The organism is Inquilinus limosus (genome assembly GCF_051487185.1).
Lineage (GTDB): Bacteria > Pseudomonadota > Alphaproteobacteria > DSM-16000 > Inquilinaceae > Inquilinus > Inquilinus limosus_F.
The window spans coordinates 1-18,934 of sequence record NZ_JAHVDK010000029.1; the positions used below are offsets into that span (position 1 = coordinate 1).

General features: G+C 70.7%; 18 protein-coding genes. 7 read left to right on the forward strand and 11 right to left on the reverse strand.

Going from position 1 to position 18,934, the window contains the following annotated elements; genetic code table 11:
- From KXR53_RS27470 to rimP, 4 genes are all read right to left on the reverse strand, one after another.
- Nucleotides 1–713, reverse strand: a 713-nt coding sequence (locus tag KXR53_RS27470; protein WP_437378493.1) for a translation initiation factor IF-2 associated domain-containing protein, incomplete at its 3' end; no start/stop codon positions are given.
- A 21-nt stretch (nucleotides 714–734) separates the two neighbouring features.
- Entirely contained in the window at nucleotides 735–1,463 is a 729-nt protein-coding gene (locus KXR53_RS27475) for an RNA-binding protein (RefSeq protein ID WP_437378494.1), read from the reverse strand.
- The gene (gene nusA, locus KXR53_RS27480; RefSeq protein WP_437378495.1) at nucleotides 1,436–2,926 is read right to left on the reverse strand and encodes a transcription termination factor NusA; all 1,491 of its coding nucleotides are present in this window, start codon (nucleotides 2,924–2,926) and stop codon (nucleotides 1,436–1,438) included. Before nusA ends, KXR53_RS27475 begins: the two co-directional genes overlap by 28 nt.
- 13 nt (nucleotides 2,927–2,939) lie before the next feature.
- Nucleotides 2,940–3,488, reverse strand: coding sequence for a ribosome maturation factor RimP (rimP, locus tag KXR53_RS27485; protein ID WP_437378496.1), 549 nt, complete (start codon nucleotides 3,486–3,488; stop codon nucleotides 2,940–2,942).
- A 309-nt stretch (nucleotides 3,489–3,797) separates the two neighbouring features.
- Between rimP and KXR53_RS27490 the strand changes: the two genes are divergently transcribed.
- From KXR53_RS27490 to KXR53_RS27520, 7 genes are read left to right on the forward strand one after another with little or no spacing between them, the layout of a single operon-like run.
- A complete protein-coding gene (locus KXR53_RS27490) occupies nucleotides 3,798–5,021 on the forward strand; it encodes an ROK family transcriptional regulator (RefSeq protein WP_437378497.1) in 1,224 nt (407 codons plus the stop codon).
- Nucleotides 5,008–6,375, forward strand: a complete 1,368-nt coding sequence (locus KXR53_RS27495) for a glycosyl hydrolase family 28 protein (RefSeq protein ID WP_437378498.1) — start codon at nucleotides 5,008–5,010, stop codon at nucleotides 6,373–6,375. Before KXR53_RS27490 ends, KXR53_RS27495 begins: the two co-directional genes overlap by 14 nt.
- Before the next feature lie 17 nt (nucleotides 6,376–6,392).
- Complete coding sequence (locus tag KXR53_RS27500) at nucleotides 6,393–7,493, forward strand: ABC transporter ATP-binding protein (RefSeq protein ID WP_437378499.1); 1,101 nt, start codon at nucleotides 6,393–6,395, stop codon at nucleotides 7,491–7,493.
- A gap of 2 nt (nucleotides 7,494–7,495) precedes the next feature.
- Nucleotides 7,496–9,277, forward strand: a complete 1,782-nt coding sequence (locus tag KXR53_RS27505; protein ID WP_437378500.1) for a GH116 family glycosyl hydrolase — start codon at nucleotides 7,496–7,498, stop codon at nucleotides 9,275–9,277.
- A gap of 26 nt (nucleotides 9,278–9,303) precedes the next feature.
- The gene (locus tag KXR53_RS27510; protein ID WP_437378501.1) at nucleotides 9,304–10,554 is read left to right on the forward strand and encodes an ABC transporter substrate-binding protein; all 1,251 of its coding nucleotides are present in this window, start codon (nucleotides 9,304–9,306) and stop codon (nucleotides 10,552–10,554) included.
- Complete coding sequence (locus KXR53_RS27515; protein ID WP_437378502.1) at nucleotides 10,551–11,498, forward strand: carbohydrate ABC transporter permease; 948 nt, start codon at nucleotides 10,551–10,553, stop codon at nucleotides 11,496–11,498. The genes KXR53_RS27510 and KXR53_RS27515 overlap by 4 nt, the downstream gene beginning before the upstream one ends.
- A 2-nt stretch (nucleotides 11,499–11,500) precedes the next feature.
- Nucleotides 11,501–12,316, forward strand: coding sequence for a carbohydrate ABC transporter permease (locus KXR53_RS27520; protein WP_437378503.1), 816 nt, complete (start codon nucleotides 11,501–11,503; stop codon nucleotides 12,314–12,316).
- Nucleotides 12,317–12,319: 3 nt separating this feature from the next.
- Here KXR53_RS27520 and trmB read toward each other — a convergent pair whose 3' ends face one another.
- The 7 genes from trmB to KXR53_RS27555 form a co-directional block, all read right to left on the reverse strand.
- Nucleotides 12,320–13,027 (reverse strand): tRNA (guanine(46)-N(7))-methyltransferase TrmB, encoded by a 708-nt coding sequence (trmB, locus tag KXR53_RS27525; RefSeq protein WP_437378504.1) that lies wholly within the window; start codon nucleotides 13,025–13,027, stop codon nucleotides 12,320–12,322.
- 4 nt (nucleotides 13,028–13,031) lie between these two features.
- Nucleotides 13,032–14,201, reverse strand: coding sequence for a methionine adenosyltransferase (gene metK / locus KXR53_RS27530; protein ID WP_437378505.1), 1,170 nt, complete (start codon nucleotides 14,199–14,201; stop codon nucleotides 13,032–13,034).
- 103 nt (nucleotides 14,202–14,304) lie between these two features.
- Nucleotides 14,305–14,778 carry a helix-turn-helix domain-containing protein gene (locus KXR53_RS27535; protein ID WP_437378506.1) on the reverse strand — a complete coding sequence of 158 codons (474 nt, stop codon included), beginning with the start codon at nucleotides 14,776–14,778 and terminating at the stop codon, nucleotides 14,305–14,307.
- Nucleotides 14,779–14,910: 132 nt separating this feature from the next.
- Complete coding sequence (lnt, locus tag KXR53_RS27540) at nucleotides 14,911–16,548, reverse strand: apolipoprotein N-acyltransferase (RefSeq protein WP_437378507.1); 1,638 nt, start codon at nucleotides 16,546–16,548, stop codon at nucleotides 14,911–14,913.
- Nucleotides 16,484–17,389, reverse strand: a complete 906-nt coding sequence (locus KXR53_RS27545; protein WP_437378508.1) for a hemolysin family protein — start codon at nucleotides 17,387–17,389, stop codon at nucleotides 16,484–16,486. Before KXR53_RS27545 ends, lnt begins: the two co-directional genes overlap by 65 nt.
- Before the next feature lie 4 nt (nucleotides 17,390–17,393).
- Nucleotides 17,394–17,918, reverse strand: coding sequence for an rRNA maturation RNase YbeY (gene ybeY, locus KXR53_RS27550; RefSeq protein ID WP_437378509.1), 525 nt, complete (start codon nucleotides 17,916–17,918; stop codon nucleotides 17,394–17,396).
- Nucleotides 17,915–18,916, reverse strand: a complete 1,002-nt coding sequence (locus KXR53_RS27555; protein WP_437378510.1) for a PhoH family protein — start codon at nucleotides 18,914–18,916, stop codon at nucleotides 17,915–17,917. The genes ybeY and KXR53_RS27555 overlap by 4 nt, the downstream gene beginning before the upstream one ends.
- Between the last annotated feature and the right edge of the window lie 18 nt (nucleotides 18,917–18,934).

The window sequence follows — 18,934 nt, forward strand, 5'->3', positions numbered from 1 at the left end:
CCACGGCCCGGGCCGCGGCCGCCGCCGCGACGGCGACTGTCCTCCTCGTCATCGGCCACGACCGGGGCGGCACCGCCGCGCAGACTGGCCGGCTCGACCAAGCCCCTGGCGGCCGCGGCCTGGCCGGAGCGGTCGGCGGCCGCCTTGCGGCGGGCCTCCTCGGCGGCGCGCTCGGTCTCGCGGCGCTTCTGCTCCTCTTCGAGCAGGAAGCGCTCCTCGTCGGCCTTGCGCTTGGCCTCGCTCTCGATCGCGGCCAGCTCCTCCAGCTCGCGCCGGCGCAGCGCCTCGGGGTCCAGCGGGGCCTGCGGCTCCGGCGTCGGCTCGATGGCCTCGGGCTCCGGCTGCGGGGCGGGCTGCGCCGGCGCCGGCTGGTGCCGGCGGGCCTCCTCCTCGCGCAGGGCTTCCTGCAGGGCGCGCTGCCGCGCCTCGCGCTCGGCCTGGGACAACACCCGGCCGCCGAGGACGCCGCCGCCGCCGCGAGGGCCGCGCCCAAGCTGGCCTTCGGCCGCCCGGCGTGCCGCAGCGCCGCCGTCGGCGAGGGCAGTGTTGGTGCCGCGCTGGCGCTTGACCTCGACGGTCACCGCCTTGGAGCGGCCATGGCTGAACTGCTGGCGCACCTGGCCGGAATCCCCCGGCTTCCCACCCAGGGTGAGCTTGGGTTTCGCACTGCCCAGCGACAGCGTCTTGCGATCCTGTTCCTTGCTATCCGTCATATCGTCCAGCGTGATCCGCCGCTATCCCTGCACAGAGAAGGCCGGCGCGGCATTCGCTGCCCCGTCGACCACACCACGTCCAGCCGGTCCGACCCGGTCGGCTCGACCACGAACTCCTTCCAGCCGTACCGCTTCCGCGACCAGCCGTTCCGCCAGCCCGCCGCGGGCGACCGCAGCGTGTACCATCCGGTCCCGGGCGAAGGCCATCCCGAGCGCGTCGGCGGAGAAGATCTCCAAAATCGCCGGAGCCGGCCGGACCGCGGCGGCCAGGGCCGCCAGCTTGGCTCGCCCATCCGCCGCGCCGTCCGATGCTGCCAACAGCACCGCGGCGCGGCCCTCGGCCAGCCACGCCTTCACTTTCTCATATCCGGCCACCGCCTGTCCCGCGCGGCGTGCCATCCCGATAAGATCGATGCAGCTCTGGTGCAAGAGCGCTTCGACTCGATCGACCAGATCCTCCGGCGCGCGGACCGGCTGGCGGGCCGCCTTGGCGAACAGGCCCTTGGCCTGGGCCCGGCGCAGCGCCTCGCGATCCGCGGACACCCACAGGCCGCGGCCCGGCAGCCGCTCCGCCAGATCGGGCACGACCTGCCCGTCGGGGCCGATGACGAAACGAATCAGCTCCGCCTTCGGACGCACGGCTCCGGTCGCGATGCAGCGCCGCTCGGGCCCGCCGGCCTCGGGCTGATCCGAATTCTCGGGGAAAATGGCAGTCGGGTCGCTCAGGCCTTCTCCTCCTCCTCGAACCAATGGGCCCGCGCCTGCATGATCAGGGCGTTGGCATCGTCGAGGGAAATCGTCTTCTCACCGAGGATCTCGACCAGCTCGTCGCCGGCCAGATCCGCCAAATCGTCCAGGGTCTTGACCCCGCTTTCGCCGAGCTTGACCAGGATCGCCGGGGTCAATGCTTCCAGCGCCGCCAAGTCGTCGGCCACACCGAGCTCCTTATAACGCTCGGTCAGCTGCCGGTCGCGCTCCTCGAGCCAGCGCAGTGCGCGCTCCTGCAGCTCGCCGGCGACGCCCTCGTCGAAGCCCTCGATCTCCGCCAGCTCCTCGAGCGGCGTGTAGGCGATCTCCTCGACCTGACGGAAGCCTTCGGCAACCAGGAGATGGGCAATGACGTCGTCGACGTCCAGGGCCTCCATAAACAATTCGCTGCGCTGCTTGGTCTCTTCCTGGCGGCGCTCGCTCTCCTCGGCCTCGGTCAGGATGTCGATGTCCCAGCCGGTCAGCATCGAGGCGAGGCGGACATTCTGGCCGCGGCGGCCGATCGCCAGCGACAGCTGGTCGTCCGGCACCACCACCTCGATCCGGTTCTGGGTGTCGTCCAGTACTACCTTCGCCACCTCGGCCGGGGCCAGGGCGTTGACCACGAAGGTGGCGGCGTCCGAGGACCAGGGGATGATGTCGATCTTCTCGCCCTGCAGCTCGCCGACCACGGCCTGGACACGGCTGCCGCGCATGCCGACGCAGGCGCCGACCGGGTCGATCGAGCTGTCCTTCGAGATCACCGCGATCTTGGCGCGGCTGCCCGGGTCGCGGGCGACCGCCCTGATCTCGATGATGCCGTCATAGATCTCCGGCACCTCCATGGCGAACAGCTTGGCCATGAACTGCGGGTGGCTGCGGGACAGGAAGATCTGCGGCCCGCGCGGCTCCTCGCGCACATCGTAGATATAGGCGCGGACGCGGTCGCCGACCTTGAAATGCTCGCGCGGCAGCAGCTCGTCGCGGCGGATGACGCCTTCGGCACGGCCGAGGTCGACCGTGACGTTGCCGTATTCGACGCGCTTGACCGAGCCGTTGACGATCTCGTCGACCCGGTCCTTGTACTCCTCGAACTGGCGGTGGCGCTCGGCCTCCCGCACCTTCTGCACGATCACCTGCTTGGCCGTCTGGGCGGCGATGCGGCCGAAATCGATCGGCGGCAGGTCATCGATGACGAAATCGCCGAGCTTCAGATGCGGCCAGCGCTTGGCTGCGGTGGCCGCGTCGATCTGGGTCGCTTCGTCCTCGACCGTCTCGACGATCTGGCGATAGCGGCGCAGCTCGATCTCGCCCGACTTGCGGTTGATATGGGCGCGGATGTCGTGCTCGTGGCCGTATTTGGAGCGGCCGGCCTTCTGGATGGCCTGCTCCATCGCGGTCAGCACCTCGTCGCGATCGATGCTCTTCTCGCGGGCCACGACATCGGCAACGTGCAGAAGTTCCATGCCTCGGGCGTTCCTATGCGTCTTGGGTGTCGGGCTGGGAGGCAGCGGCGGCAGCCTCGGCCTGCTCGACCTCTGCGGCGGCGGCTTCGATCAGGGCGTCGGTCAGGACCAGCTTCGCCCGCTGGATCTCGGCGAAGGGCAGCCGCACCGGCTCCTCCCCGATCTCCTCGGAGCGCAGCAGCACCGTTTCCCCGTCGAGCCCGGCCAGGACGCCGCGGAAGCGCTTGCGGCCGTCGACCGGGACCCGCGTCTCGATCCGCGCCTCGTGGCCGAGGAAGCGTTCGTAGTCGGCGAGCCGGGTCAGCGGGCGGTCGATGCCGGGGGAGGAGACCTCGAGCGTGTAGGCCGTCGGGATCGGATCCTCGACATCGAGGATCGCCGACACCGCGCGGCTGATCTCGGCGCAGTCGTCCACGGTCATGCCGCGGCGGTCGATCCGCTCGGCCATGATCTGAAGCTGCGGCCGGTACTCGCCGCCGGTCATGAGGACGCGCACGACCTCATAGCCCATCGCCTCCAGCGACGGCGCCACGATCGCGCGCACCTGATCCACTTGCGTCATCCTCTCCGGCATTCCCCGCGTCCAGAGCCTTGGAAAGCCGTCACCACAACGAAAAAAGGCGGGCCGCAGCCCACCCTCTCAATCATTCGACCAGACCAGAGTCAAGTCGAACGCTATGGGTAACTGCGCTGATATATAGCCATCCGCCAGCGATAAGCAACTTGATTCGCCTGAATGGCGCCGCTGATTCGATTCGGCCGCCGGGGCGCCCCGATTCGTCCGTTTCCCGACCGGTTTCGATCCGCGGTTGACAGCAGCCGGATTTCCGCGTCAGGCTTAGTTCGTCAACCTGCCGAACAAACGGGGACAATGCAGCGCCTCGACAATCCCGTGCCGCTGACACGCCAGCTCAGCCTCCGCGCCGTGATGGAGACGGTCCTCCATCGCGGGCCGATCTCGCGGTCGCAGATCGCGCGGGAGACGGGGCTGTCGAAGCAGACGATCTCGGAGGTGATGCGGGTCCTGGAGGAGGCGGGCTGGGTGCGCGAGACCGGCCGGACGCACGGCGCGATCGGCCGCGCCGCCGTCACCTACGAGGTCCGGCCCGACGCCGCCTTCGTCCTCGGCATCGACCTCGGCGGCAGCAAGGTGATCGTCGCTCTGGCCGATCTCGCCTGCAGCATCGTCGACGAGGTCGTCGAGCCGACCGACCTCTCCGGCGGCCAAGCCATCCTGGCCCAGATCGTCGCGCTGCGGGACCGGCTGGTCGCCCGCAGCGGCATCGACGGCAGCCGCATCAAGGTCGCGGTGCTGGGCAGCCCCGGCGTGCTCGACCCGGCCTCGGGCAGCATCCGCCTCGCCCCCAATATCCCGGGCTTCGACGGCTTCGACGTGCGCGGCGGGCTCGAGGCTGCGCTGGGCTGCGCGGTCAGGATCGAGAACGACGTCAATCTCGGCGTCATCGGCGAGCACTGGCAGGGCCGCGGCCGTGACGCCGCCACCCTGGTGTTCATGGCGATCGGCACCGGCATCGGCGCCGGGGTGCTGGTCGACGGCAAGCTGCTGCGCGGTGCCCGCGGGGCGGCCGGCGAAGTCTCCTACCTGCCGCTGGGCGGCGACCCCTTCGATCCGGAGCTGAAGGCGAAGGGGGTGTTCGAGACCGCCGCAGCCGCCGCCGGCATCGTCGCCCGCTATGAGGCGGCGGGCGGGGCGCCGGGCCTCTCGGTCCGCGACATCTTTGACCGCCGCGCCGCCGGTGACCCGCCGGCCCTGGCCGCGCTGGCCGAGACAGCGCGCCTGCTGGCGCTCGCCATCGCTTCGATCTGCGCCGTGGTCGATCCGGAACGGGTCGTGCTCGGCGGCAGCATCGGCATCCGGCCGGAGATGCGGGACCTGATCGAGCCGGCGCTGCGCCGCTGCATGATCGACCCGCCGCCGGTGGAGTGCAGCAGCCTGGGCAACCGCGCCACCCTGGTCGGCGCGCTCGCGGTCGGGCTGAACCGCCTGCACAATGCTCTGTTCGGAGCCCATGACCTGCCGGGCGAGCTGCCGCTGCCCGTCACGCTGAGAATGACGACCGATGCCGCCGCCTGATCCCGCCCACGGCTCCGTCGCAATCGTCATGCCCGAGACGGGCAACGACCTCACCGGGGCGATCTGCGCCGCCATCGCCGCAGCGCATGCCCGGGGCGGCGGGACGGTGGTCGTGCCGCCCGGCGACTGGGTCAGCGGCGGCCTGCGCCTGCTTGACGGCGTGCAACTGCATCTCGCGGCGGGCGCCCGGCTGGCGGCGGCGCCGGGTTGGGACCGCTACGCCGAGACCACTGTGGACAGCGTCGCCGAGGAGTCCGACCGCGGCTTCATCATCGCCTCGGGCGCCCGCGACATCGGCATCGGCGGCCGGGGCCTGCTGGTGGGCGACAGCCGGCACTGGCGCGTCCCCGGTGCCGGCAGCCTGGGCACGCATCTGCCGGTCGACCGCCGGCCGCGCATGGTCGTGTTCGAGGATTGCGAGCGGGTCGAGATCGCCGATATCGGCATCGCGGATTCGCCGATGTGGACGATCCATCTGGTCGGCTGCCGCCGGGCGGTGGTGCGCAATGTCGAGCTCCGCAACGACAAGCGCATGCCCAACACCGACGGCATCAATCTCGACGGCTGCTCGGACTCGCGGATCGAGGGCTGCTTCATCAGCGCCGCGGATGACGGCATCTGCCTGAAGACGACCCGCCGCGCCCGGCTGCGCCCCTGCGAACGGATCGTCGTCACCGGCTGCGTGATCGAGAGCGAGAGCTGCGCGCTGAAGATCGGCACCGAGACCTGGGCCGACATCCGCGACGTGGTGTTCGCCGACTGCGTGGTCGCGGCCTCGAACCGGGCCTTCGGCATCTTCTCGCGCGACGGCGGGGTGATCGAGCGCATCCGCCTCGACGGCGTGACGGTCGACTGCCGCCAGACCCCGGAAGGCTTCTGGGGCTGCGGCGAGCCGGTGACGATCACCATCGCGCGCCGGCACCCGGGGGTCGAGCCGGGCGCGGTGCGCGACGTGGCGATCACCGGCCTGTCCGGGCGGGCCGAAGGCGCCGTGGTCCTGGTCGGCCTGCCCGACCGGCCGGTCGGCCCGGTCACCCTGGCCGGCGTCGACCTGCGGCAGGTGGCGGGGAGTCTCGACCCCATCGGGCACTACGACCTGCGCCCCACCACGGCGGATCTCGCGCCCGAGCCGGGGCAGGAGGGGCGCAAGAACGCCTGGGTGCGCGGCGCCGACGGGCGGATCGTCGGCCTCATGCCCTATGACGGCGGCATGCCGGGGCTCTACGCTCGCCATGTCGACGGGCTGGGCCTCGCCCAGCTCCGGCTGCGGCGCCCCGAGCCGCTGCCGCCCGGCTGGAACCGGAGCGCGGTGGTGCTGCGGCATGTCGTGTTCGCGCCGGACCTGGCCCCCTGAACGCCGGAGCAGACGGAATGGCCTCCCTGATCCTCGAGCGCATCAAGAAGTCCTTCGGCCCGGTGCCGGTGATCCACGGCATGGATCTCGAGATCCGCGACGGCGAGTTCGTGGTCTTCGTCGGCCCCTCGGGCTGCGGCAAGTCCACCCTGCTGCGGCTGATCGCAGGGCTGGAGATGCCGACCGAGGGCACCATCCGCATCGGCGGCAAGGACGTCACCGCGACCAGCCCGGCGGCGCGCGGCATCGCCATGGTGTTCCAGTCCTACGCGCTCTATCCGCATATGACGGTGCGCCAAAACCTGTCCTTCGGGCTGGAGAATCTGCGCATGCCGCGGGCGGAGATCGAGCGGCGCATCCTGGCGGCGGCGAAGATGCTGGCGATCGAGCCCTATCTCGACCGCCGGCCGAAGGAGCTGTCGGGCGGCCAGCGCCAGCGCGTCGCCATCGGCCGGTCGATCGTCCGCGACCCGTCTCTGTTCCTGTTCGACGAGCCGCTGTCGAATCTCGACGCGGCGCTGCGCGTGCAGACCCGGGCCGAGATCAGCAAGCTGCACCGCGAGCTGGGCACGACCATGATCTACGTTACCCACGACCAAGTGGAGGCGATGACCATGGCCGGGCGTATCGCCGTGCTGCGCGACGGAAGGCTGGAGCAGTTCGGACCGCCGCTCGAGCTGTTCAACCGCCCCGCGAACAAGTTCGTGGCCGGCTTCATCGGCTCGCCGCGGATCAACATGTTCGCCGGCACCCTGACCGGGCGGTCGGAGGCGGGGGCGGTGATCGAGGCGCCCGGCCTCGGCACCGTGACGCTGCCGGTCGATGCCGGCGGGCTGGCGCCGGGCGCCGCGGTCTCGGTCGGCATCCGGCCGTCGCATCTGCGCCTCGGCGACCGCGGTCCGGTGCGCCTCTTGGTCCAGCACAGCGAGAATGTCGGCACCGAGACCTATGTCTACGGCGCGGTCGAAGGCGCCGCGGACGGCACCATCCTGCACGTGCCGGACCAGCTCTCTGTCGCCATCGGCTCGGTGCTGCCGCTGTCCTTGCCGCCGGAGCGCTGCCACGTCTTCCGCGAGGATGACGGCCGCGCGCTCGCCCCGCTGGCGGAGGCGGCGTGATCATGGTCGCCGTGGAACTCGACCGTCCGGCCGCCCCCCTGGCGCCGCTGCCCAGCGGACTGCTGCGGGCCGAGGCGCCGGTGCATCTGCCCTTCATGGCGCCACGGCTGCAGGGCGACCTGCTGCCCGACGGCCGGCTCAGCGTCTCGATCTGGGGCGCCGGCCATCTCGCCACCCTGTCGCTCGGGGCGCTGCCCGGGCCGGTGACCTACGGCCCGAACCGGGCGGAGGGCGCCGGCTGGTCGCTGCATGTGGCGCAGAGCGCGCCGGCGCTGGTGCTGCGCGGCGTTCCCGACGGCGTGCGGGTCACGCCCGCCCCGCGCTGCGCCTGGTGGCACCGCGATTCCGGCCGGCCGGGAACGGTGCGGCGCGAGGGCAGGCGCCGGATCGTCGACGTCCCCTGGGGCTGCGTGGTGCTGGAGCCACGGGGCGGCGACCTGGTCGTCGCCGCCGGCACCGATTGGGCGGAGGCCGAGGCGGCGCTGACGCTGCCGGTCCCCTCGATCGTGGCCGAGGCCGAGGCTTATGTCCGCGCCACCGACCGCCTGCCCGCGGCCGGGCCGGTCCTGCGCAGCATGGTGCAGCAGGGCGCTCACGCCGCGCTGTCCAGCATCCGCCGCGATCCGGCCGGCCGCTTCGCCGGGCTCGCCGCCGGCCAGGCCTATTCCGCCCCGGCCCGGACCTATTACCGCGACGGCTATTGGACGGTGCAGCCGCTGCTGGCCCTGGCGCCGGAGGCGGTGCGGGACGAGATCGACATGCTCGCCGGCGGCCTCCAGCCGGACGGCGAGGCGCCGAGCGCCGTGATCCTGTCCGGGCCGCAGCAATCGGCGGCCTGGGAGGTGTTCCGGCGCACCGACCCCTTCATCTCGCGCGAGCATCTGCGGCCGGGCGACTGGTGGAGCGACCATTTCGACAGCCCGCTCTGCTTCATCCTGATGATCGCCGACTATGTCCGCGCCACTGGCGACGCAGCGCCGGCGGAGCGGCACTGGCCGATGATCCGCATGATCTACCGCCGCTACCGCGGCTTCGATGAGGCCGGGGACGGGCTGCCGGTCAAGCCGAACCATGAGCGCGACTGGGCCGACAACGTGTATCGCCAGGGGCTGGTCGCCTACGACCTCGGCCTGTGGGTCGGCGCGCTCGACGCCATCGCCCGGCTCGGCCGCGACCGCGAGCCGGATCTCGCCGCCGAGGCGGCGGAAGTCGCCGTCCGGGCGCGCGAGGCGATCGGCCGCCGGCTCTGGCTCCCCGACCGCGGCTGGTGCGCCGAATACCGCAACGACGACGGCTTCACGGAAGACCATCTCGCCATCGACAGCCTGACCCTGCTGCGCTCCGACGCGCTGCCGCCGGACCGGGCCGAAGCGACGCTGCGGGCGATGCAGCGCTGGCTCTACAGCGGCGCCAATGCCGACCAGCCCTATGGCGATTGGGGCGTGCTCTGCGCCTTCCCGCCCTACAAGCGGCGGCGCGACACCAGGGCCAAGTCGGCCTTCGCCTTCCGCTACCACAACGGCGCCGACTGGCCCTATTGGGACGGCGTGCTGGCGCGCGAGCTGCTGCGCCGCGACCTGCCGGGCTGGCGCTACCCGCTGCTGCGCTGGTGGGAGAGCTGCCTCGCGAATGGCTGGCTCGGCGCCGTCGAGTATTTCAGCCCGCCCTTCGGCCGCGGCTCGCTGCTGCAGGGGTGGAGCGGCGGGCCGGCCGGGGTGGCGCTGGAATTCGCCTCGCAGGTCCTCGCCGGACAGGCGGGGGAATCCGATCACCAAGGGCCGTGAACCGGCCGCAACGGGAGGCACTCGACATGACGCTCGCAACGACCATCCGCACCGCGCTCCTGGCCGGCGCCGCGCTGACGGCCATGGCCGCCTCGGCCGCGGCGGCGGAGCTGACGGTGATGTGGACCGTCAACAGCGACAAGGAGGAGCAGGTGCTGCGCGGCCTGCTCGCCGAATACACGGCCCAGCATCCCGACACCACCTTCAAGCTGCAGATCGTCCCCTATGACGGCTACGACCAGAAGCTGGCCCAGGGCGCGGCCTCCGGCACCGCGCCGGACCTCGCCAAGACCACCAGCATGCGGCCGGTGGTCCGGCCCTTCCTGACCGATCTAGCCCCGACCTTCGGCAAGGATTATCTCGACCAGTTCGTGAAGGCCTGGGCCACCGGCGCTCAGCTCGGCGACCAGATCATCGCAGCACCGCTCGACGTCACCGCGACCGGCATCTTCCTGAATGCCGACGCCTTCAAGAAGGCCGGCGTCGCCATTCCGGACCCGGCGAAGGGCTGGACCTGGGACGAGTTCCTGGCCGCGATCAAGACGGTGTCGGAGAAGGCGGGCGTCCGTTATCCGCTGGTCTGGGACGTCTCGGCCAGCCGCTGGATCACCTATCTCTACCACAACGGCCAGCACATCTTCACCGAGGCGCCGCCGTACAAGGTGGTGCTGGACAAGGCGCGCGGCGCCCAGATCCTCGACGACTTCGTCAAGATCACCGAGACCCACATGCCGCCCGGATTGTGGAAGGGCTCGAGCGCCGAGAACCCGAAGCAGCTGTTCCTGCACGGCCAGGCCGTGGCCTGGATGTCGGGCAGCTGGCAGATCAGCAGCCTGGTCTCGGACGCCGGCTTCGACTGGCAGGCCGGGCCGACACCGCATGGCGAAGTGGCCTCCAGCGTCGTCGGCGGCGACTACATCGTCGCCTTCAACACCGGCGAGCATGTCGACGAGGCGCTGGAGGTGCTGCGCTGGTTCTCGACGCCGGAGGTGCAGGCGAAGTATGCGGCGCCCTTGATGATGATCCCGGCCAGCCTGAAGACCGGCCCGGTCGACTACGGCGACGCCAAGGCCAGCGCTGCGCTGGCGGCGCTGCAGAAGGAGCTGGCCGACAGCCCGCTCTACGCCGGCACCGACCAGGGCAACCCGGCGATGCAGTATGTCTGGGACCCGATCAAGCAGGCGGTGATCCAGCGCGTGGCCGGGCAGATCACCTCGGCCCAGGCGATGGACATCATCGCCAAGGCGGCCGAGGACTCGCTGAAGGCGGAGCAGTGACCAGCGTGACCGGCACGGCCGGTCGGGGTGCGGCGCATCCCGACCGGTCCGGTGTCGCCGGCCGGGGGCTGGGGGCGCGGCTGTTCCCCTATGCGCTGGTGGCGCCGACGCTGCTGCTCCTCGCCGTCTTCACCCTGTTCCCGCTGGTCGAAGGCTTCTGGACCTCCTTCTTTAAGCGCGGGCTGGTGGTGGCGCCGAAGGCCCCCGCCACCTGGCCGGTCTTCGTCGGGCTCGACAACTACCTGGCGCTGGCGACCGACCCGGAATTCACGGGAACGCTGATCAAGACGGTGGGCTTCGTCTGCGTCGCGGTGCCGCTGGTGATCGTGGTCTCGCTCGCCCTCGCGCTGCTGCTGGCCAGGCCGTTCCGCGGCGTCGGGGCGATCCGCGCCGTCGTGTTCTTCCCCTACATGACCAGCCTCTTGATCGTCGGCATCGTCTGGAAATGGCTGCTCGGCTACAACTCCGGCCTGGTCAATTTCATGCTCGACCTCGCCGGCATCGCCCCCGTGCCGTGGCTGGAGAACGAGCTGCTGGCCCAGGCGGCGCTGGTCTTCGTCTGGGTCTGGGCCAATGCCGGCTTTTACATGATGATTTTCATCGCCGGGCTGATGATGATCCCCGGCGACTATTACGAGGCCGCGGCGATCGACGCCGCGACGCCGTGGCGGATGTTCGTCCGCATCACCCTGCCGCTGCTGCGCCCGACCATGCTGATCGCCGTGGTCCTGGCCTCGGTCGAGGCGTTCAAGGTCTATGAGGTGGTGGTGTCGCTGACCGCCGGCGGGCCCGGCCGGGCGACGGTCTACCTGATCCAGGCGATCTACGAGACCGGCTTCACCAAGCCGGCCTCCGCCGGCTTCGCGGCCGCCCAGTCGATGGCGCTGTTCGCCATCCTGATGGCGCTGACGATCCTGCAGCTGCGCATGGCGAAGGAGCGGTGACGATGGACGCGAAGCAAGGTCTGAAGACCGGCCTCGTCCTGCTGGTCCTGCTGTTCTTCCTGTTCCCGCCCTTGTGGATCGTGGCGAGCTCGCTGAAGCCGCCGATGGAGATCTTCGCTTGGCCGCCGACGCTGCTGCCGAACGAGTGGACCCTCGCCAACTTTGCCAGCGCCCTCGGCGCGGCGCGGTTCGACCTGTTCTTCACCAACTCGGCGGTCGTCGCGATCGGGTCCAGCATCCTGTCGGTGGTGATCAGCATCATGGCCGGCTTCGCCCTGTCCAAGTACCGGTTCCCGGGCGACGGGCTGTGCTTTCTGCTGATCATGGCGACGATGATGATCCCGCTGCAGGTCGTGCTGATCCCGATGTTCATGGTGCTGAAGGGGCTCGGGCTGCTGGACAGCCTGTGGGGGCTGATCATCCCGCCCGCGGCGACGCCGACCGGCGTGTTCCTGATGCGGCAATACATGCGCGGCATCCCGGACAGCCTGTTGGAGGCGGCGCGGATCGACGGCACCAGCGAATGGCGCATCCTGTGGCGCATCGTCGTGCCGCTGTGCAGGCCGGCGATCGCGACGCTCGCCGCCTTCACCTTCGTCTGGCGCTGGAACGATTATCTGTGGCCGTTCCTGGTGGTGAACGACCAGTCGCGCTGGACCGTTCAGCTGGCGCTGGCCAACTATGTCGGCCAGTGGGACATCGACTGGCCACGCCTCCTCGCCATGGCGGTGCTGTCCAGCCTGCCGATCCTGGTGCTGTTCATCGCCCTGCAGCGCTTCTTCATGAGCGGCATGATGGCGGGGGCGACCAAGGAGTAGCGCTCAGCCTCTCGGCCGGCGGCGGAAGCGCAGATAGTAGGGCCGGCCGTGCAGCGCCTTCTCCTCGTAGCGGGTCGGCGGCCAGTCGGCGGTTCGCTCGCGCCAGTCCCGCGGCCCCTCGGCGGTCCAGGCGAAGGCCGGGTTGCGGCGGACATGGTCGAGCGACCAGTCCAGCAGCGGCGCGTCGTCGGTGGCGATGCGCAGCTCGCCGCCGTCCTTCAGGAGGCGGGCCAGATCGGCCACGGTGTCGTGCTGGATGAAGCGGCGGTTGTGGTGGCGCAGCTTCGGCCAGGGATCGGCGAACAGCAGGAAGACGCGGCCCACCGAGGCGTCCGGCAGCCGGTCCAAGAGCGGCCGCGCGTCGTCGGGCCAGACCCGCACCATGTCGAGCTTGTCGCGCTCCACCAGCGACAGCAGCGTCGCCATGCCGTTGATGAAGGGCTCGCAGCCGATGAAACCGACATCGCGGTGATGCGCGGCCTGCCAGGCCAGGTGCTCGCCGGCGCCGAAGCCGATCTCGACCCACAGGTCGCTCGGCGGGCGCGGGAACAGGGCGGCAGGGTCCAGCGCGCCGCCGTGCTCCGGCAGCGCCACGGTCAGCCGCGGCAGAAGGGTATCGATCAAAGCGGCGCGGCCGGCGCGGAGCTTTCGCCCATGGCGCCGGCCGTGGAAATGGCGGCGCTTCTCGGCGCCGCCGTTCGGTTCGGTCATTGGTTCAGGCGAAGGCCGAGCGCAGGTCGTCCACCAGGTCGGTCCGCTCCCAGGAGAAGCCGCCATCGGCCTCCGGCGTGCGGCCGAAATGGCCGTAGGAGGAGGTGCGGGCGTAGATCGGCCGGTTCAGGCCGAGATGGGTGCGGATGCCGCGCGGGCTGAGGTTGACCAGCTGCTGCAGCACGTCGGACAGCCTGTCCTCGTCGACCTGGCCGGTGCCCTGGGTGTCGATGTAGACCGACAGCGGATGGGCCACGCCGATGGCGTAGCTGAGCTGGATCACGCAGCGCTCGGCCAGGCCGGCGGCAACCACGTTCTTGGCCAGGTAGCGGGCAGCATAAGCGGCCGAGCGGTCGACCTTGGTCGGGTCCTTGCCGGAGAAGGCGCCGCCGCCATGCGGGGCCGCACCGCCATAGGTGTCGACGATGATCTTGCGGCCGGTCAGGCCGGCATCGCCGTCCGGGCCGCCGATGACGAAGCGGCCGGTCGGGTTGACATAGAAATGCGGCTCGTCGCACATCCAGCCGTCGGGCAGGACCGACAGCACATAGGGGCGCACGATCTCGCGCACCTCGGCCTGGTCCAGGCCGTCGGCGTGCTGGGTCGAGACCACCACCGAGGTGGCGGCGACAGGACGGCCGTTCTCGTAGCGCAGCGACACCTGCGCCTTGGCGTCCGGGCCCAGCTGCGGCGCGCGCCCGGCATGGCGGGCGTCGGCCAGGCTCTTCAGGATCTGGTGCGAGAACTGGATCGGCGCCGGCATCAGCGCCTCGGTCTCGCGGCAGGCATAGCCGAACATGATGCCCTGGTCGCCGGCGCCTTCATCCTTGTTGCCGGCGGCGTCGACGCCGACGGCGATGTCGGCCGACTGCTGATGCACCAGCACCTCGCACTTGGCGTCGCGCCAGTGGAAGCCTTCCTGCTCGTAGCCGATCTCGCGCACGGCCTGCCGCGCCGTGCTCTCCAGCAGGTCGGGGGTGATCGAGGCCGGGCCGCGAACCTCGCCGGCGATCACGATCCGGTTGGTGGTGCACAGAGTCTCGACCGCGACCCGCGCCTCCGGGTCGGCGCCGAGATAGAGGTCGACGATGGAATCGGAAATCCGGTCGCAGACCTTGTCGGGGTGTCCTTCCGAGACCGATTCGCTGGTGAAGATGTAATTGCCTTTGGCCACGTCGAACCCCTGGCTGCGATGAAGGATTGCGTCGAAATGATGCGGCGGCGACCGGGCTTTTTCGCAGGGGGCACGGGCGCGGTCAAGTGCGGCCGCCTCGGGATCAGCCTTCTTCGCTACCGCCCTCGTCCGAGCGGCTGCCCGACATGGCCTTGAGCAGGTCCAGGACGCGCCGGCGGGTCGCCGGATCCTCGACCCGGTAATAGGCGCGGATCAGCTCCAGCGTCTCGCGCCGCTGCATCGGGTCGGGCCCGGCGTCATAGGGCTCGGCCTCCTCGGCCAGGCCCGGCACCGGCGTTCCGGCCGCCGCGGGCGCATCCTCGAAGAAGAAGTCAACCGGCACCTCCAGCACCCGGCTCAGCTGGTGCAGCCGGCTGGCGCCGATGCGGTTCGAGCCGTGCTCGTATTTCTGGATCTGCTGGAAGGTGAGGCCGATCGCCGCCGCCAGCTTGGCCTGGCTGTACCCGAGAAGAGTCCGCCGCAGTCGGATGCGGCCGCCGATATGCACGTCGAGCGGGCTGGGTTCGTCATTCCGAGGACGACCGCGGGGCCGTTTCGGTGCATCGGATGCGGCCACACATCACTCCGCAGCAATTTGCAAGGGGCCGGGTGAGATCGTTTCACGAGGCGCGCATCCTAATGCGCCGAACCGGGCAACTTCAAGGCAGTCCGGCGGAATCGACCGGGCCCTCGGCGTCGGCGGCGCGGCCTATCGCGCCGGACGCCCGATTCGGCCGGCCAGCAGCCCCAGCAGCAGGAGAAGCCAGAAGCCGGTCTCGCCCCACCGGGCATAGGGCGTCTCCGGCAGCGCCGCGGGCAGGGCGACGTCGAGGATTCCGGCCTCGCCCAGGGCGATCTCGCCCCTGACCCGGCCATAGGCGTCGACCACGCCACTGATGCCGGTGTTGGCGGCGCGCACCAGCGGCAGCCCCTCCTCGACCGCGCGGGTCCGGGCGATGGCGAAATGCTGGTACGGACCGCTGGTCATGCCGTACCAGCCGTCATTGGTGACGTTCAGCAGCCAGCCCGGCCGCGAGCCGGCGGGGTCCAGCACCGCGCCGGGAAAGATCGCCTCGTAGCAGATCAGCGGGCTGACCGGCGGCAGGCCGGGCAGCGCGATGGTGCGCGGCCCGGGGCCGGGCGAGAAGTCGACCGACCCGGCGGTGATCTTCTCGATACCGAAGGGCGCCAGCAGGCTGCGCAGCGGCACGTATTCGCCGAACGGCACCAGATGCGCCTTGTCATAGGCGGTGAGGATGGTGCCGGCGCGGTCCAGCACATAGATGCTGTTCCACGCCTCCAGCGGCTGGGTGCCGTAAGGCGTGGCCCGGGTGGCGCCGACCAGGGCCAGGGCCCCAGGGGGCAGCATCTCGCCCAGCATGCGCTGCGCCTCAGGCTCCCAGGACAGGGTAAAAGGCACTGCGGTCTCGGACCAGATCACGGCGGTGACGCGGTCGATCCCCGGCGCCTTCGACATTTGTATCTGGCGTTCGAAATTCTCCCGCAGTTTCTCGCCGGACCATTTGTCGGCCTGGGAGATGTTCGGCTGCACCAGACGCAGTGTCACGCCGGGAACCACGGCGCCGTCATCGCCGGACAGGCGCCAGGCGCCCCAACCGGCGATCGCCGCGAACAGCAGGATGCCGGCGATGGTCGCGACCAGACCCTGCCGACGCGATCCGGCCAAGGTGGCCGGCAGGGTGGCGGCAGCCACGGTCAGGACGCTCAGCCCGTAGATGCCGATCACCGAGACGCCCTGCAGCACCGGCAGCCAGCCGACCCAAGCGTAGCCGATCAGGTTCCAGGGAAAGCCGGTCAGGACATGGCCGCGCAGCCATTCCGCCAGGCCCCAGGCGGCGGCCAGGGCCAGCGGCCCGCCCCAGCCGGCGCGGCGCAGCCAATGGAAGCCGAGCCCGGCGAGGCCGGTGAAGATCGCCAGCAGCGCCGGCAGCCCGGCCAGGGCGAAGGGAATTATCCAGAAGAAGCGCGGCAGGTCGACGGTCAGCGCCCAGGACACCCAGTACAGGCCGGGCACGAAGAAGCCGAAGCCGAAGGCCCAGCCGGTCAGGAAGGCCGATCGGCCGGTGGATGTGCCGGCCAGCAGCCAGAACAGGCCGGGAAAGGCCAGCCACAGCACCGGCGCGGCATAGAGCGGCGGCACCGACAGGCTGGCCAGCACGCCGAGCGCCACGGCGGCGCTGAAGCGCCGCCAACGATCCAGCCCGGCGATGCGGGCGGCGAGACGCTCGATACCGTGGCCAGGCAGCGGCCCGACCGCCGTCTCACGCAGCGTTGGCGCCGTCCTTGCGGCGGATGCGGAGGCGTTTGATCCGGCGCGGATCGGCATCGATCACCTCGAACTCGAACCCCTTGGGGTGGGTCAACAGCTCGCCCCGCGCCGGGATCCGGCCGGCGAGCGCGAAGACGAGACCGCCGAGCGTGTCGATGTCGTCGCGCTCGTCCTCTTCCAGCACCGTTCCGACCTTGGCCTCGAAGGCCTCGATCGGCAGGCGGGCGTCGGCGATCAGCGTGCCGTCCGGCTTCTCGACCAGCTGCGGCGGCTCGTCGATGTCGTGCTCGTCCTCGATCTCGCCGACGATCTCCTCGACCAGATCCTCGATCGTGATCAGCCCGTCGATGCCGCCGAATTCGTCGATCACCAGCGCCATGTGCTGGCGCTTCTCGCGCATCTGCAGCAGGAGGTCGAGCACCGGCATCGATGGTGCGACGATCTGGACCGGCCGCAGGATCTCGGTCAGCGATTTCGGCGCCTCGGCGTCGCCGGCCCGGGCCCGGCTCAGCGCCGCGACCACGTCCTTGACGTGGATCATGCCCAGGGCGTCGTCCAGGTTGTCGCGATAGACCGGCATGCGGCTGTGCGCCTCGCGCGCCAGGATGTCGAGCACGCCGGGCAGCGGCGTGTCGACCTCGACCCCGACGATGTCGGCGCGCGGCACCATCACGTCGATCGCGGTGCGGTCGCGCAGCCGCAGGATGTTGCTCAGCAGCATCCGCTCGTGCCGGGCGATCGAGGTCTCGTCCTCGCCCTCGTCGCCGTCCTCGATCAGCTCCTCGATGGTCTCGCGCCAGTCCTCCTCGCTCTTGCCGCGCAACAGGCTGCGCAGCCAGTTGCGGAGCGGCTTGACGTCGGAGGAGCGGGAAGGTCGGCCGGAAGAGGTGTCAGACATGGCCTCAATTGGGCGGGTCGGAATAGGGGTCGGCGATGCCGAAGCGGGCCAGGACGGCGGTCTCGATCCGCTCCATCGCCTCGGCCTCGGCCTCGGTCATGTGGTCGTGGCCCAGCAGGTGCAGGATACCATGAACGACCAGGTGCCGGGCATGGTCGGCCGGGGCCTTGCGGTCCCGCCCGGCCTCGGCCAGCACCGTCTCGAGGGCCAGGAAGACGTCGCCCAGCACCAGCGGCGCGCCCGGAAAATCCGGCTCCTCGGCCTCGGTCAGGGCGAAGGACAGCACATTGGTCGGGGCGTCCTTGCCGCGATACTCGCGGTTCAGCCGCTGCACCGTGGCGTCGTCGGCGAACACGATCGACAGCTCGGCCGGGCGGCCGGCCTCCAGCGCCACGCCGGGGCCGGCTCCGGCCGCGACCGCGGCCTCGACCAGCGGGCCGAGGGCGGCGGCCAGCGCCTCCTCATCGGCGAAATCGGGGCCGAGCGCCGACCAGCCGGGCGCGTCGATGCTGACGGTCAGGTCGATCACGGCTTGGTCTTCCGGGCGCGGTCCGCCGTCTCATAGGCGCGCACGATGCGCGCGACCAGCGGGTGGCGCACCACGTCGCGGTCGCCGAAGCGGACGATGCGGATGCCCTCGACCCCCTCAAGGATCTCCAGCGCGTCGATCAGGCCGGATTTCTCGCCGCGCGGCAGGTCGACCTGGCTGATGTCGCCGGTGACCACCATGCGGCTGGCCTCGCCCATCCGGGTCAGGGCCATGCGCATCTGCATCACCGTGGTGTTCTGCGCCTCGTCCAGGATGACGAAGGCATGCGCCAGGGTGCGGCCGCGCATGAAGGCCAGGGGCGCGATCTCGATCACGCCGGTCTCCATGTGCTTGGCCACCTGCTCGGCCGGCAGCAGGTCGTAGAGCGCGTCATAGAGCGGGCGGAGATAGGGGTCGACCTTCTCCTTCATGTCGCCGGGCAGGAAGCCCAGCCGCTCGCCGGCCTCGACCGCCGGGCGCGACAGCACGATCCGGTCGACCCGCCCGGCGATCAGCATCGCCACCGCCTGGGCGACGGCGAGATAGGTCTTGCCGGTGCCGGCCGGGCCGACGCCGAACACCATCTCGCTCTGCGCCAGCGCCTCGATGTAATCCGCCTGGGTCGGCGAGCGCGGGCCGATCCGCTTGCGCCGGGTGACGATGGCGGCGTCGGATTTCAGCAGCGTGCGCAGCGGCGCCCCCTCGGGCGCGGGCGCGTCGCGCACCAGCCGGATCACCCCGTCGATGTCGGCGTTGGTCACACCCTGGCCCTGCGACAGGCGCTGCCACAGCGTCTCCAGCACCAGCCGGGCCAGCTCCACCGCTTCGGCCGGGCCCTTGATGGTGACGGTGTTGCCGCGCGAGGCCAGCGACACGCCGAGCTGGTGCTCGATCCGCAGCAGATGCGTGTCGTGCTCACCGTAGAGCAGGGGCAGAAGCCGGTTGTCGTCGAAGCTGATCTCGGCGCGGTTGGGCGCGGGCTTGGACCTGGCGGGCATGAGGCCCGATCCGTCGGA